Consider the following 13758-nt stretch of genomic DNA (forward strand, 5'->3'; position numbering starts at 1 on the left):
GAGCCGACCGCCACGACCCGGACGTGTTCGCCCTCCGGCCCCCGAACGGCATCCGGGGAAAACCGGAATGCTCCGGAAGGCATCGGTCGGATAGCGTGCGGGACATGTCGAGTCCTGAGTCGGACGAGGCGGGGGCTGCCGGTCACGCCGCCAGCCCCTGAACCACCGAGTCCGTAGTCCTGTCGTCGCACCGCCTTCCGCGGTGGGACGCGCGTGTGTTCACGGCCGGCCGCGGTGACGAGATGACCCTCTCGTGCCTCTCCTCACCTCGGAGCCACTCGATGCCCCTCCCGCTGTACCTGCTTGCCCTGGCGGTCTTCGCCATGGGCACCTCGGAGTTCATGCTTGCCGGCCTTCTGCCGGACATCGCCCTGGATCTCGGCGTCACCGTCGGGACGGCGGGCTCGCTCACCTCGGCCTACGCGATCGGCATGATCGTCGGAGCCCCCCTGGTGGCCGCGTCGGCCCGCAACCTGCCCAGGCGCCCAGCCCTTCTCGGCTTCCTCCTGGTCTTCGCCGCGGCCCACGCCGTGGGCGCCGTGTCCACGAGCTTCGCCCTCCTGTTCTGCACCCGAGTCGTCGCCGCGCTCGCGAACGCCGGATTCCTCGCCGTCGCCCTGACAGCCGCGGCCGCCCTGGTCCCGCCCGACAGGAAGGGACGCGCCTTGGCCGTTCTGCTGTCCGGCACGACGCTGGCCACGATCGCCGGCGTGCCCGGCGGGGCGGTGCTCGGCACGGAACTCGGCTGGCAGGCCACCTTCTGGACCGTCACCGCTCTCTGCCTGCCGGCGGCCGTCGGCATCGTCGTAGGCGTCCCCGCGGAACATGACGCACGCGGGGCGACCGGTAAGCCGGCGCTGCGGACGGAACTCTCCCGACTCACCCGGCCGCGGCTGATCCTGGTGATGCTGCTCGGCGCGCTGGTGAACGCGGCCACCTTCGGCGGCCTCACCTTCCTCGCACCCGTGGTGACCGGCACCGCCGGGCTGGGTGAGCTGTGGGTGCCCGTCGCCCTGGTGCTCTTCGGCACCGGTTCCTTCGTGGGCGTCACCGTCGCCGGACGGCTGTCCGACCGGAACCCCGGCCCGGTCGTCACGGTCGCCGGCCCCTTGCTGCTGATCGGCTGGCCGGCCCTGGCGGTGCTGGCCCACCGGCCGGTCGCCTTGTTCACGCTCGTGTTCGTGCTGGGCGCGCTGTCGTTCGCGCTGGGCAGCACACTGATCGCCCGCGTCCTTCACGAGGCCGCGGGCGCCCCCACGATGGCCGGCGCGTACGCGACTGCGGCACTCAACGTGGGCGCTGCCGTCGGCCCCGTCGCGGCCGGGGCCACGCTCGGCACCGGAGCCGGCCCCCTGGGACCGCTCTACGTGTCAGGCCTCCTCGTCGCGACCGCGCTGCTCATCGCGTTCCCCTTCCTTCGCGTCGTCACCGGTGTGAGGAGTGGGGAGGCGCGGCTGTGACGCCGTCCTCATGGATCAGCCGAGGGCCGGCGTCATGCGAGTCGTCCGCGAAGTCCGCGAGGGCGCGGAAGTCGTCGTCGCGGAGGCCGATGCGCGGGTCCACGTGGTGCAGGAGCGCCGGCCCGCGGTGGTGGGCGTCGAGACAGGCCCGGTCGGGTTCGGTCTGTTCGTCGTCCACCCAGGCGAAGGGACGGCCGTCGGCGTACTCCACCAGTGGCGCGGTCTTCCAGTGGACTCCGTCGGTGCGCTCCCGGAAGAGCGCGTCACCGAAGTCGACAAAGGGGAGTTCGGGGAGGCCGAGGGCCGGTGCGATCCATCGGTTGGCCTCGTCCATCCATGTCGTCGCCCAGCACAGGTCGTATTCCATCCGGAGCAGGGAACGTCCGTGCTCAGGATTGAGCCAGACCCGCAGGGGGCGCCGACGGGACGACAGGCTCACCTCGTCGACGAGGGCGCTGTTGTGGGGCACCCTGAGGGTGATGTAGCCCTCGGGGCGCCTCTCGGGCTGGGCCGCGTAAGGGTTGAGAGGACCGTCCACGTCCAGGAACAGCAACGGTCGTTTCACGGACCGGATCTTCCCTGGCGCGGGCGGCGATTTCCAGCCCGGGGGAGGGGGGCGGGCGACGCCCGTCACAGTGCGCGGGCGATCGCCGTGCTACTGTCGATCTCTGTTGTAGTCGTGCGGTCATCGACCCGCGGGGTCGGAGGGACCGGCACCGCGCCAGCACCGGCGCCTGCTGCGCAGCAAGATCTCACACGGATCACACGGAGAGGTGCACACTCCCGTCGCTGCTTCTCATGGGTCGCGCCCTCACCGGGCGGTACCGCCTCCGCGGCCCCATTCACCCAGGCTCGTTCTTGCAATTCCCCGCGTCCCACTGCGGCGGACATTCCTTGAGACGCGCCACATCAAGGAAGGTTCTCCGTGACACAGGCACGTGCGAACGATCGATCCGCCCGCACCCGCTCCGTCGGCAAGGGCGCCCCGAAGGGCGGCCGCCGCTTCGGCGCCGCGGGCGGCCGCGGCGGTGCGCCCCGACAGGGGCAGGGCAAGGGCAAGGGCGGCTCGGGCCGCAGGACCGTGACGTCGGGGGAGTTCGCCCTCCCCGAGACGATCACCCCGGCGCTCCCCGCGGTGGAAGCCTTCGAGGACCTCGGCCTCCCCGCCGAGATGCTGGCCACCCTCGGCAGCGAAGGCGTCACCGCGCCGTTCCCCATCCAGGCGGCCACGCTGCCGAACTCCCTGGCCGGCCGTGACGTGCTCGGCCGTGGCCGCACCGGCTCCGGCAAGACCCTCGCCTTCGGCCTGCCGCTGCTCGCCCGTACGGCCGGCCGCCGTGCCGAGCCCCGCAAGCCGCTCGCCCTCGTCCTCGTCCCCACCCGGGAACTCGCCGGACAGGTCAACGACGCGCTGACCCCCTACGCCCGCTCCGTGCGGCTGCGGGTCGCCACCGTGGTCGGCGGGCTGTCGATCGGCAAGCAGGCGTCCGCGCTGCGTGCCGGCGCCGAGGTCGTCGTCGCGACGCCGGGACGGCTGAAGGACCTGGTCGACCGGGGCGACTGCATACTCGACGAGGTCGCGATCACCGTGCTCGACGAGGCCGACCAGATGACCGACATGGGCTTCATGCCCCAGGTCACCCGGCTGCTCGACCAGGTGCGCCCCGACGGCCAGCGCCTGCTCTTCTCCGCCACGCTCGACCGCAACGTCGACCAGCTCGTCCGCCGCTACCTCAGCGACCCGGTGGTCCACTCCGTCGACCCGTCCGCGGGCGCGGTGACCACCATGGAGCACCACGTGCTCCACCTCGACGACGCGGACAAGCGGCAGACGACCACGGAGATCGCGGCGCGCGACGGACGGGTCATCATGTTCCTCGACACCAAGCACGCGGTGGACCGCCTCACCAAGCACCTGCTGCAGAACGGTGTGCGCGCCGCCGGCCTGCACGGCGGCAAGTCGCAGCCGCAGCGGACGCGGACGCTCACCCAGTTCAAGGACGGGCACGTCACCGTGCTGGTGGCGACGAACGTCGCGGCGCGCGGCATCCACGTCGACGACCTCGGCCTGGTCGTCAACGTCGACCCGCCGGGCGACCCCAAGGACTACCTCCACCGCGGCGGCCGTACGGCCCGCGCCGGCGAGTCCGGCAGCGTGATCACCCTGGTCACACGGGACCAGCGGCGCGACGTCAGCCGGCTGATGTCCCAGGCGGGCATCACCCCGCGCATCACGGAGGTGCGGCCGGGCGACGAGGAGCTGACCCGCATCACCGGTGCGCGGACGCCCTCCGGTGTACCGGTCGTCATCACGGTCCCGGTCGTGGAACGGCCCCGCCGCACCGCCTCGTCCCCGTCCCGCAACCGCAGCCGCCGCCGCGGCGCGCCGGGCCGGCAGGGCCAGGGCCAGGGCGGTACGGCCAAGGGCGGCGCCCAGGCCGCCCAGGACCGCACCGCCGGCGGCCGCACCCGCCGCACCGACGAAGGGGCTCCGCGCCGCAAGCCGCGTACCAAGCCGTCGATGGACCGCGCGGCCTAGCAGTACTCCTGACCGGACGCGATGCCGTCCGGTCCGGCACAGCGGTGGCCGGCCCCACGCCGGCCACCGCACCGGCTGCGCGACCTCCTCCTCGGCCCCGCGGAGCGCGCCGTCCACCGACAAGGCGATCCGTCCCGGCGGTCACGTTTCGGGGGGCGCCGAAGCGACCGCCAGCTAGCGTGCCCCCATGAGCGTCTCCACGGCCCCCTTCCCCGACCACCCCACGCCGCCGGTCCGGGGCGTGGCATGACCCCGCTCGAGATGCTCGGGGTGTTCGGCGCCGGGGTCGGGGCTGGTGCCCTGAACGCCGTGGTCGGGTCCGGCACGCTCGTGACGTTCCCCGTGCTGCTCGCCGCCGGGCTGTCACCCCTCACCGCCACCGTGTCCAACGCCCTCGGCCTCGTGCCGGGCGCCGTCAGCGGGGCCGTCGGGTACCGCCGTGAGCTGGCCGGGCAGGGCCGCCGCGTCCGCAAGCTGGCCGTCGGCTCCGCGCTCGGCGGGATCACCGGCGCCGTCCTGCTGCTCGCCCTGCCCGCCGAGGCGTTCGAGACCATCGTGCCCTGTCTGGTCGGACTGGCCCTCGTCCTCGTCGCCCTCCAGCCGCTGATCAGCCGCACGGTGCGGGAACGCCGGTCCGCGGACCGGCCCGTGCGGCGGGACGGGGGGCGGCCGCTGTTCGCCGGGCTGACACTCGCCAGCGTCTACGGCGGCTACTTCGCCGCCGCACAGGGAATCATCTACATCTCCCTGATGGGCCTGCTCCTCGACGAGCCGCTCCAGCGGCTCAACGCCGTCAAGAACGTCCTCGTCGCCGTCGTCAACACGGTCGCCGCCGTCTTCTTCCTCTTCGTCGCCGACTTCGACTGGACGGCCGTCGCCCTCATCGCCGTCGGTTCCACGCTGGGCGGCCAGCTCGGCGCGGCGACGGGCCGCCGCTTCCGCCCGGCCGTGCTGCGCGCCCTCGTCGTCGCCGTCGGGACCGTCGCCCTCGTCCAGCTCGTCCTGCGCTGAGCGCGGAGGCGGAGGCGGCACGCACCCCCCGGGGGCGCGCACCCGCCGGCACGAAGGCTTCGTCACGCCCCTTGTCATCGGGTCGCGGCTGCATTTCCATCCTGTTAGGAAACTTTCCTAACCAGCCATCCCGGACGGAGTCCCCCCACATGACACCGGCCCCCCACACGGCATCAGCCTGCCCGAAACCGAAACCGCGTACGGAACCGAGAACCCGCCCCGCCCTCCTCCTCAGCGCCCTCGCCGGCGCCCTGCTCCTCCTCCTGACCGCCGCCCTCCCCGCCACCGCGGCCCGCCCCACCGGCTACGGTGCGGACGTGCCGATCACCCACCGCGCAGCCACCCCCGTCGACGCCCACGGCCGCCTCCAGGTCTGCGGCACCCAGCTCTGCGACCAGTACGGCCTCCCCGTCCAGCTCCGCGGCATGAGCACCCACGGCACCCAGTGGTACGCCCGATGCCTGACCGACGCCTCCCTCGACGCCCTCGCCCACGACTGGCGGGCCGACGTCCTCCGCGTCTCCACCTACGTGCAGGAGGGCGGCTACGAGACCGACCCCGCGCACTTCACCGCCCTCGCCGACCGGCTGATCCGGCAGGCGAGCGACCGCGGGCTGTACGTGATCGTCGACTGGCACATGCTGACCCCCGGCGACCCCATGGCCAACCTCGACCACGCCACGAGGTTCTTGACCGACATCGCGCGCCGCCACCAGGACCGCGTCAACATCCTCTACGAGATCGCCAACGAGCCCAACGGCGTCAGCTGGTCCCGCATCAAGGAGTACGCGGAGCGGATCATCCCGGTCGTCCGCGCCGCGGACCCCGACGCGCTCGTCCTCGTCGGCACCCGGGCCTGGTCCTCGTTCGGCGTGTCCGAGAGCGCCGACGAGTCGGAGGTCGTGAACGACCCGGTCGACGCCTCCAACATCATGTACACGTTCCACTTCTACGCCGCCTCGCACCGCGACGAGTACCTCGCGGCCCTCTCCCGCGCGGCCGACCGGATCCCCGTGTTCGTCACCGAGTTCGGCACGCAGAACTACGCCGGTGAGGGCGCCGACGACTTCGCGATGTCCCAGCGCTACCTCGACCTCATGGCGCGGAAGAAGATCAGCTGGGTCAACTGGAACTTCTCCGACGACCACCGCAGCGGAGCCGTGTTCACCCCGGGCACCTGCGCCGCCGACGGCCCGTGGGCCGGCACACGGTCGCTCAAGCCCGCCGGCGTCTGGATCCGCGACCGGATCAGGACGTAGGACGTCTTCCGCGTCACACGAACCGCCGCCGGCGCCTGCCCAGCGGGTGCCGGCCCGACCCCGTCGGGGTCACCTTCACGGCAGGATCGAGTCCACATACCCGCCGTCCACCCGCACCGCCCCACCCGTCGTCGCCGACGCCTGATCCGAGGCCAGGTACACGACCATGTTCGCGATCTCCTCCGGCTCGATCAGCCGCTGCAGCAGCGACTGCGGCCGGTACCGGCGCATGAAGGCGCGCTGCGCCTCCTCCCACGGCAGGGTGCGGTCCACCAGCTCGTAGACGAAGTCCCGCACCCCGCCCGTGTGCGTGGGACCGGCGACGACCGAGTTCACCGTGACGCCCGTGCCCGCCGCCTGCTTGGCGAAGCCGCGGCTCACGGCGAGCAGCGCGGTCTTCGACATGCCGTAGTGGATCATCTCCGCCGGGACGACGATCGCCGAGTCGCTGGCGATGTTCTGCACCCGGCCCCAGCCGCGCTCGGTCATCCCGGGCAGGAAGAGGCGGATCAGGCGCACCGCCGCCAGGACGTTCACCTCGAAGTAGCGGCGCCACTCGTCGTCGCTGATCTCCAGCGGGTCGGCGGCGCCGAAGACTCCGAGGTTGTTCACCAGGACGTCCACCTGGGGGAGCGCCTCCACGACCCGCAGGGCGCCCTCCTGGGTGGTCACGTCCGCCGCGACCGGCACCACTTCGGCGCCGGGTACCTCCCGCTCCAGCTCCGCAGCGCCCGCCCGCACCCGCTCCTCGGAGCGTCCGTTCACCGCTACCCGCGCCCCCGCCCGCGCGAGCCCGGCGGCGATCGCCGCCCCGATGCCCTGGGTGGAACCCGTCACCAGCGCGGTACGGCCCCTGAGATCGATCTGCACGTCCTCACCTCTCCAGCCGGGATGCGACGGCGCGGCCCGGCCTGCGGACCACCGCCCGCGCACGCCGCGCCTTCCGACCCGCCCCGACTTCCCCTGAGCCCGCCGCCGAATCACCGCCCGCCACGCTTCGGCGCGCCCGCTGCGGGCACCCGCTTTCCGCATCACCGCGCCCGCCCCTCCGGCATACGCTGCACAAGGGGTGACCCGGTGAGACGGGACCGAAAGGCGGGAGACGACGTGACGGCAGACCACCCGGACGAGCGACAGGGACGTGACCACCCGGACGCGCACGAGAGCCGCGCGGAGGCGGACGCGGGAACGGAGCAGTCGCGCACCACGGGCGAGAACCTGCTGCACGGGCTGGAGGTGGACGCCCGGCGGCCGGAGCGCCCCGTGCTGCTGGACGCCGACGGCACCCCCATCGAGACCTGGCGCGAGAACCATCCGTACGACCGGAAGATCCGCAGGTCGGAGTACGAGCGCACGAAGCGCGTCCTGCAGATCGAGCTGCTGAAGATGCAACGGTGGGTGAAGGACACCGGCCAGCGGATGGTCGTCGTCTGCGAGGGACGCGACGCGGCCGGCAAGGGCGGCACCATCCAGCGGTTCATGGAACGCCTCAACCCGCGCGGCGCCCGCGTGGTCGCCCTGGAGAAGCCGACCGAGCGGGAGGCGGGGCAGTGGTACTTCCAGCGCTACGTGGCCCACCTCCCGGCCCGCGGCGAGATCGTCTTCTTCGACCGCTCCTGGTACAACCGGGCCGGCGTCGAGCGGGTCATGGGCTTCTGCTCGGAGGAGGAGTACCGGCTGTTCCTGGAGCAGACCCCGCTGTTCGAGCGGCTGCTCACCGACGACGGCATCATGCTGGTGAAGTTCTGGTTCTCCGTCTCCCGGGCCGAGCAGCGCACCCGTTTCGCCATCCGCCAGGTCGACCCGCTGCGGCGCTGGAAGCTGTCGCCGATGGACCTCGAGTCGCTGGACCGCTGGGACGACTACACCAAGGCGAAGGTGGAGATGTTCCGCGCCACGGACACCCCGCACGCGCCGTGGACGGTCGTGAAGAACAACGACAAGCGGCGGGGGCGGCTCGAGGCGATGCGCAGCCTCCTCGACCGCTGCGACTACCCGGCCAAGGACCACGAGGCGCTCGGCAAGCCGGACCCGCTGATCGTGGGCGCGGCGGACACCCTGCTGGAGGCCGGTGAGGAACCCGAGGTCCTCTCCCCGACGCCCCTGGCGGGCCCCGGCCACGGCCCGGGCAGCCACCCGGAGGACGGAGCGGAGCGCCCGGGTCCCTGACCCCGGCCGCCGAACCCGCCCCGGCCCGCCAGGGCCTTTCCGGTCACACAGACCCGCCCGGCCGCGACCCTCCGGCGACGCCGACCGGCTCGTCCGCGCGGTGTCCGCCCATCCGCCCGGCCACGGCCTGCCCGGGGACGCCGACCGGCCCCGTCCCGTCACGCAGGCAGCCCGTCCGGCCCGTCCGTGCGGTGTCCGCCCACCCGTCGGGCCACGGCCTGCCCGGGGACGCCGACCGGCACCGTCCCGTCACGCAGGCCCGTCGCAGACCCGCCCGGCCACGACCCTCCGGCGACGCCGACCGGCTCGTCCGCGCGGTGTCCGCCCATCCGCCCGGCCACGGCCTGCCCGGGGACGCCGACCGGCCCCGTCCCGTCACGCAGGCCCGTCGCAGACCCGTCCGGCGTCGGCCCGTCCGGCGACGCCGACCGGCCCGTCCGTGCAGTGGCCGCCCTCCGGGGCGGGCCGGCCCGTCCGGGCCGCCCGCTCTCACCGCACCAGGACCCTCACTCCGGGGCCACCGCCGTCGCCACCGTCACCTCACCCACGCCCGAAGCCTCCGCCCCGCCCGGCACCCGCACGGTGAACGGCCGGTCCGTGCCCGAAGCCGTCACCCGGAGCACGTCCCCGTCCCGCCGGACCTGGAACGTCGCCGCCGGGAGGCCCGCCGTGTCCGGGACGGTCACCTCGGCCGTCCAGTCGGGCGCGGCCGAAGGGTGCACCAGCAGCACCGGTGCGTCCAGCCAGTCGCCGTCCGGGCGGGAGTCGTCCCCGGCCAGCGGCAGCACCGCGCCCTCACGGACGTACAGCGGGAGGCTGTCGTAGCCGTGGCGCTCGGTGCGCCAGCACGGGCCCGTCACCCGCTCGCCGCTCAGCAGATGCGTCCACGTGCCCTCCGGCACGTACACCTCCACATCGCCGTCCGCGCTGAACACGGGGGCGACCAGCAGGTCGGGGCCGAGCATGTACTGGCGGTCCAGCGGGCGGCACGCCGGATCGTGCGGGAACTCCAGCAGCATGGGCCGCATCATCGGCACGCCCGTGCGGTGCGCCTCGGCCGCCGCGCCGTACAGGTACGGCATCAGCCGGTGCTTGAGCAGGGTGAACCGACGGGCGACGTCGACCGCCTCGTCGCCGAACTCCCACGGCACCCGGTACGACGTGGAGCCGTGCAGCCTGCTGTGCGAGGACAGCAGGCCGAAGGCCAGCCAGCGCTTGAACACCTCCGGGTCGGGCGTGCCCTCGAACCCGCCGATGTCGTGACTCCAGAAGCCGAACCCGCTCAGCGACAGCGAGAGACCGCCGCGCAGCGACTCCGCCATCGCCTCGAAGGACGACCAGCAGTCGCCGCCCCAGTGCACCGGGTACTGCTGGCCGCCCGCGGTCGCCGACCGGGCGAAGACCACCGCCTCGCCCTGCCCGCGCTCCTTCTCCAGCAGCTCGAACACGGTGCGGTTGTAGAGATGCGTGTAGTAGTTGTGCATCCGCTCGGGGTCCGAGCCGTCGTGCCACACGACGTCGGTCGGGATGCGCTCGCCGAAGTCCGTCTTGAAACAGTCCACCCCCTGGTCGAGCAGCGCCTTCAGCTTGCTCTGGAACCAGGCGCGGGCGTCCGGGCTGGTGAAGTCGACCAGGCCCATGCCGGCCTGCCACAGGTCCCACTGCCACACGTCCCCGCCGGGCCGGCGCACCAGGTGCCCGAGCGCGGCCGCCTCGTCGAACAGCGGCGACTTCTGCGCGATGTACGGGTTGATCCACACGCTGACCCGCAGGCCCTTGTCCTTGAGCCGGGCCAGCATGCCCTCCGGGTCCGGGAACACCTCCGGGTCCCACTGGAAGTCGCACCACTGGTACTCGCGCATCCAGAAGCAGTCGAAGTGGAACACCGACAGCGGGATGCCGCGCTCCGCCATGCCGTCGACGAACGAGGTCACCGTCGCCTCGTCGTACGAGGTGGTGAACGAGGTGCTCAGCCACAGGCCGAACGACCACGCGGGCGGCAGCGCCGGGCGGCCGGTGAGGGCGGTGTAACGGCCCAGGACGTCCTTCGGGGTCGGGCCGGCGATGACGTAGTACTCCAGCGTCTGGTCCTCGACGCTGAACTGCACCTGGCCGACGGACTCGGATCCGACCTCGAACGAGACCGCGCCGGGGTGGTTGACGAAGACGCCGTAGCCGCGTGAGGACAGGTAGAACGGGACGTTCTTGTACGCCTGTTCGCTGCTGGTGCCGCCGTCGGCCTGCCACACGTCGACGGTCTGGCCGTTCTTGACGAACGGGGTGAACCGCTCGCCCAGGCCGTAGACGTGCTCGCCGACGCCGAGGGACAGCCGGCTCAGCACGTGGTGCGTCCCGTCGGCGGTGGTGGCGTACGCCGTGCTCTTGGCGCCCGCCCGGGTCAGCTCCCGTCCGTCCGCGTCGAGGAAGGTGAGCCCGAAGGCGCCGTCCGCGTCCAGCCGCAGGGTCAGCGGGCCGCTGGCCAGCTCCGTGACCGCGCCGTCCCGGCGCACCTCGCCCGCACCGCCGGCCTCGCCGGCCAGGGCGAAGTCCGGTCCCGGGCGGCGCTTCCCGGCGTGATGGGTGACCCGCACGCCGACGACTCCCTCGGCGGGGGAGAAGCAGTCGACCGTGACCAGCGGGGCGTTCAGGGTGTCGCCCCGGCGCGTCACTCTTTTCGTCGAGGCATAGCTGGTGAAGCGCTTCGATTCCGCGCTGACATCTCGCACCTCGGTGGCGTACGAGATCTGGACGCCGTCGCGGACACGCCAGAAGCCGTCGGTGAATTTCATGGTCTTCCTCGGGATGGGGAGCGTGGAGGAGGTGCGAGGGGAACCTCTGACCAGGAACTATGACAGGATCCGCGGAACCTGTCACGCCCTGGCGCAAGGAGATCGTGCCGTTGGGGGGCTAGCGCGACCGACTCACGCTGACGTATTAGTAATCAGGCCAAACAAATTACACCCCGGTGCGGCGCCAGACGAGACCCCGATGTCGGCGGCCCGTTGTCGAAGCGCTTCACCTACCCTTCCACAGAGCCGCCGGCCTCGGTGCACACCGAGCCGGTCCCACCCAGGGGCACCCACCGTGACAGCACATCCACCGGTTGCCGCACGTCATCCGCGCACACGCGGACGCGCACGCAGAGCCGTCACCTCACTCGCCGCCGCAGCGGCCCTCGTCGCCCCGGCGGCGCTCACCGGCTGCGCCGCCGAACGCGACGACGACGTGTACACCGTTCTGAACTCCTCGACCGACGAGACCTACCACCGCTGGGACGCCGAGGCGATGGCCCGCTGCGGCAAGCGGCTCGGGGTCACCGTCGAGCAGCAGAGCGTCCCCGCGTCCCAGGTCATGACCAAGGCGCTGCGCATGGCCTCGTCGAAGTCACTGCCGGACGTCGTCCAGTTCGACGCCTCGGAGATGCCGGTGTTCGCCGAGGCCGGCGGACTGGTCGACCTGCGCACCCTCGGCCTGTCCACCGACCATGTGCCCGACGGCATCGTCGACTTCGGCTCCTACCGGGGCACCTACTACGGGGCCGCCCGCTCCGTGAACACCCTCGCCCTCTTCTACAACAAGGACGTCCTCGCCGAGGCGGGCGTCCGCACCCCCGCCACCTGGGACGAACTCCGCCGGGCGGCGCGCGAGCTCACCCGGGGCAAGCGCTACGGGCTGGCGCTCAGCGCGGGCGGGGCCGAGGACGGCGTCTTCCAGTTCACCCCGTTCATGTGGTCCAACGGCGGCGACGAACGCGAACTCGACAGCCCTCAGGTCGTCGAGGCGCTCGACTTCTGGAAGGCGCTGCTGAAGGACGGTTCGCTCTCCCGGTCCACGGTCAACTGGACCCAGGCCGACGTCAACGACCAGTTCATGGCGGGCAACGCCGCCATGATGATCAACGGCCCCTGGCAGGTCGAGACGCTCAACAGCGACCCGTCCCTGAACTGGGGCATCGCCGAGATCCCGGTGCCCGAGGCGGGCGCCGACTCGGTCGCCCCGCTCGGCGGCGCCGTCCTCACCGTGCCCCGCACCGGCGACGACGGGCGCCGGCGCATGGCCGGCCGGATCGTCGCCTGCCTGACCAGCGAGAAGGAACAGCTCACCTACGCCCTCAACAGCTGGATGGTCCCCGCCGACGAGCGGGCCGCGGCCGAGTGGCGCGCCCAGGTGCCCGCACTCGGCGCGCTGGCCGACCAGGTCGCCACCGCCCGCTCCCGCACCGACCGGCTCGGCGCCGGCTGGCCGGCCGTCTCCCTCGCCCTGCAGAGCGCCTTCCAGTCCGCCCTGACCGGCCAGTCCAGCGAGGCCGCCCTGAAGCGCGCCCAGCAGCGCGCCACGAGCGGGAACTGAGGTACGCACCCCATGACCACGTCCACCGTCACCGCCCCGCCGCCCGCCGCCGCGCCCGGAAAGACCGCCGCTCCGGACCCGGCCCGCGCCCGACTGCGCCGCGGACTCGTCCGGTGGGGCTTCGTCGCCCCCGCCGTCGTCTTCATGCTGCTGTTCTTCGGCTACCCGCTCGTCCGGAACGTCGTGATGAGCTTCCAGCACTACACGCCGAAGACCTTCTTCACCGGCGAGGCCCCCTTCAACGGCGCCGACAACTGGTCGTCCGTCTTCCAGGACGCCCTGTTCGGCAAGGCCCTGTGGCACACCCTCGTCTTCACCGCGGGCTCCCTGCTCGGCCAGTTCTGCATCGGCCTCGCCCTCGCCGTCTTCTTCAACCGCCGCTTCCCCCTCGGCGGGGTCCTGCGCTCGCTGATCCTGCTGCCCTGGCTCGTGCCGATGGTGGTGTCCGGCATCGTCTGGCGCCGCATCCTCGACCAGGACACCGGCGTACTGAACACCTTCCTCGACACCCTCGGCCTCGGCGGGCACACGCCGTGGCTGACCAGCCCGGACATGGCGCTGCTCTCGGTGATCCTGGTGAACGTCTGGATCGGCATCCCGTTCAACATGGTCATCCTCTACGGAGGCCTCCAGGAGATCCCCAAGGAGCTGTACGAGGCGGCCTCCCTGGACGGCGCCTCCGCCTGGCGCGCCTTCCGCTCCGTCACCCTGCCGCTGCTCAAGCCGGTGATCACGGTCGTGCTGGTGCTGGGCTTCATGTCGACGGTGAAGATCCTCGACCTGATCCTCGCCCTCACCGACGGCGGCCCCGCCGACGCCACCCAGACCCTGGGCACGCTCACCTACCAGAACTCCTTCGTGGAGCTGGACTTCGGCGCCGGCGCGGTCGTCGGCAACGTCCTGATCCTGATCTCCGCCGTGTTCGCGGTGTTCTACCTGCGGGCCAACCGCACCGAGGGGAAGTGACCGT

The 13758-nt window shown here is 72.4% G+C and carries 10 protein-coding genes; 7 read left to right on the top strand and 3 right to left on the bottom strand.

Going from position 1 to position 13758, the window contains the following annotated elements; genetic code table 11:
* Positions 1-281: 281 nt before the first annotated feature.
* Entirely contained in the window at positions 282-1460 is a 1179-nt protein-coding gene (locus ACP7TJ_RS31135; protein ID WP_427766988.1) for a Cmx/CmrA family chloramphenicol efflux MFS transporter, read from the top strand.
* Here ACP7TJ_RS31135 and ACP7TJ_RS31140 read toward each other — a convergent pair.
* Positions 1426-2025 carry a hypothetical protein gene (locus ACP7TJ_RS31140; RefSeq protein ID WP_427766991.1) on the bottom strand — a complete coding sequence of 200 codons (600 nt, stop codon included), beginning with the start codon at positions 2023-2025 and terminating at the stop codon, positions 1426-1428. The genes ACP7TJ_RS31135 and ACP7TJ_RS31140 overlap by 35 nt on opposite strands.
* A 360-nt stretch (positions 2026-2385) precedes the next feature.
* Between ACP7TJ_RS31140 and ACP7TJ_RS31145 the strand changes: the two genes are divergently transcribed.
* From ACP7TJ_RS31145 to ACP7TJ_RS31155, 3 genes are all read left to right on the top strand, one after another.
* Positions 2386-3999, top strand: a complete 1614-nt coding sequence (locus ACP7TJ_RS31145; RefSeq protein ID WP_376724446.1) for a DEAD/DEAH box helicase — start codon at positions 2386-2388, stop codon at positions 3997-3999.
* A 246-nt stretch (positions 4000-4245) separates the two neighbouring features.
* On the top strand, positions 4246-5010 hold the full coding sequence (locus tag ACP7TJ_RS31150; RefSeq protein WP_404715354.1) for a sulfite exporter TauE/SafE family protein: 765 nt from the start codon (positions 4246-4248) through the stop codon (positions 5008-5010).
* A 149-nt stretch (positions 5011-5159) separates the two neighbouring features.
* Positions 5160-6269: a glycoside hydrolase family 5 protein gene (locus ACP7TJ_RS31155; protein WP_403448874.1), complete on the top strand. Its 1110-nt coding sequence runs from the start codon at positions 5160-5162 to the stop codon at positions 6267-6269.
* Between the two features lie 75 nt (positions 6270-6344).
* On the opposite strand, the gene ACP7TJ_RS31160 is transcribed toward ACP7TJ_RS31155, so the two are convergent.
* On the bottom strand, positions 6345-7139 hold the full coding sequence (locus ACP7TJ_RS31160; RefSeq protein ID WP_403200452.1) for an SDR family NAD(P)-dependent oxidoreductase: 795 nt from the start codon (positions 7137-7139) through the stop codon (positions 6345-6347).
* A 237-nt stretch (positions 7140-7376) separates the two neighbouring features.
* Between ACP7TJ_RS31160 and ppk2 the strand changes: the two genes are divergently transcribed.
* Positions 7377-8438 carry a polyphosphate kinase 2 gene (ppk2, locus tag ACP7TJ_RS31165; RefSeq protein WP_370166597.1) on the top strand — a complete coding sequence of 354 codons (1062 nt, stop codon included), beginning with the start codon at positions 7377-7379 and terminating at the stop codon, positions 8436-8438.
* A gap of 506 nt (positions 8439-8944) precedes the next feature.
* Here the strand turns inward: ppk2 and yicI are convergent.
* Entirely contained in the window at positions 8945-11227 is a 2283-nt protein-coding gene (gene yicI, locus ACP7TJ_RS31170) for an alpha-xylosidase (RefSeq protein ID WP_401541044.1), read from the bottom strand.
* A 295-nt stretch (positions 11228-11522) separates the two neighbouring features.
* Here yicI and ACP7TJ_RS31175 point away from each other — a divergent pair, with 295 nt between their 5' ends.
* Positions 11523-12788: an ABC transporter substrate-binding protein gene (locus ACP7TJ_RS31175; protein ID WP_427766998.1), complete on the top strand. Its 1266-nt coding sequence runs from the start codon at positions 11523-11525 to the stop codon at positions 12786-12788.
* Between the two features lie 12 nt (positions 12789-12800).
* Complete coding sequence (locus ACP7TJ_RS31180; protein ID WP_427767001.1) at positions 12801-13754, top strand: carbohydrate ABC transporter permease; 954 nt, start codon at positions 12801-12803, stop codon at positions 13752-13754.
* Positions 13755-13758 lie beyond the last annotated feature (4 nt).

This window comes from Streptomyces sp. DSM 41931, from assembly GCF_050271085.1.
Lineage (GTDB): Bacteria > Actinomycetota > Actinomycetes > Streptomycetales > Streptomycetaceae > Streptomyces > Streptomyces albogriseolus.

Coding starts and splice junctions, on each gene's coding strand:
- ACP7TJ_RS31135 (WP_427766988.1), top strand. CDS start 282: ATGCCCCTCCCGCTGTACCTGCTTGCCCTGGCGGTCTTCGCCATGGGC.
- ACP7TJ_RS31150 (WP_404715354.1), top strand. CDS start 4,246: ATGACCCCGCTCGAGATGCTCGGGGTGTTCGGCGCCGGGGTCGGGGCT.
- ACP7TJ_RS31155 (WP_403448874.1), top strand. CDS start 5,160: ATGACACCGGCCCCCCACACGGCATCAGCCTGCCCGAAACCGAAACCG.
- yicI (WP_401541044.1), bottom strand. CDS start 11,227: ATGAAATTCACCGACGGCTTCTGGCGTGTCCGCGACGGCGTCCAGATC.
- ACP7TJ_RS31180 (WP_427767001.1), top strand. CDS start 12,801: ATGACCACGTCCACCGTCACCGCCCCGCCGCCCGCCGCCGCGCCCGGA.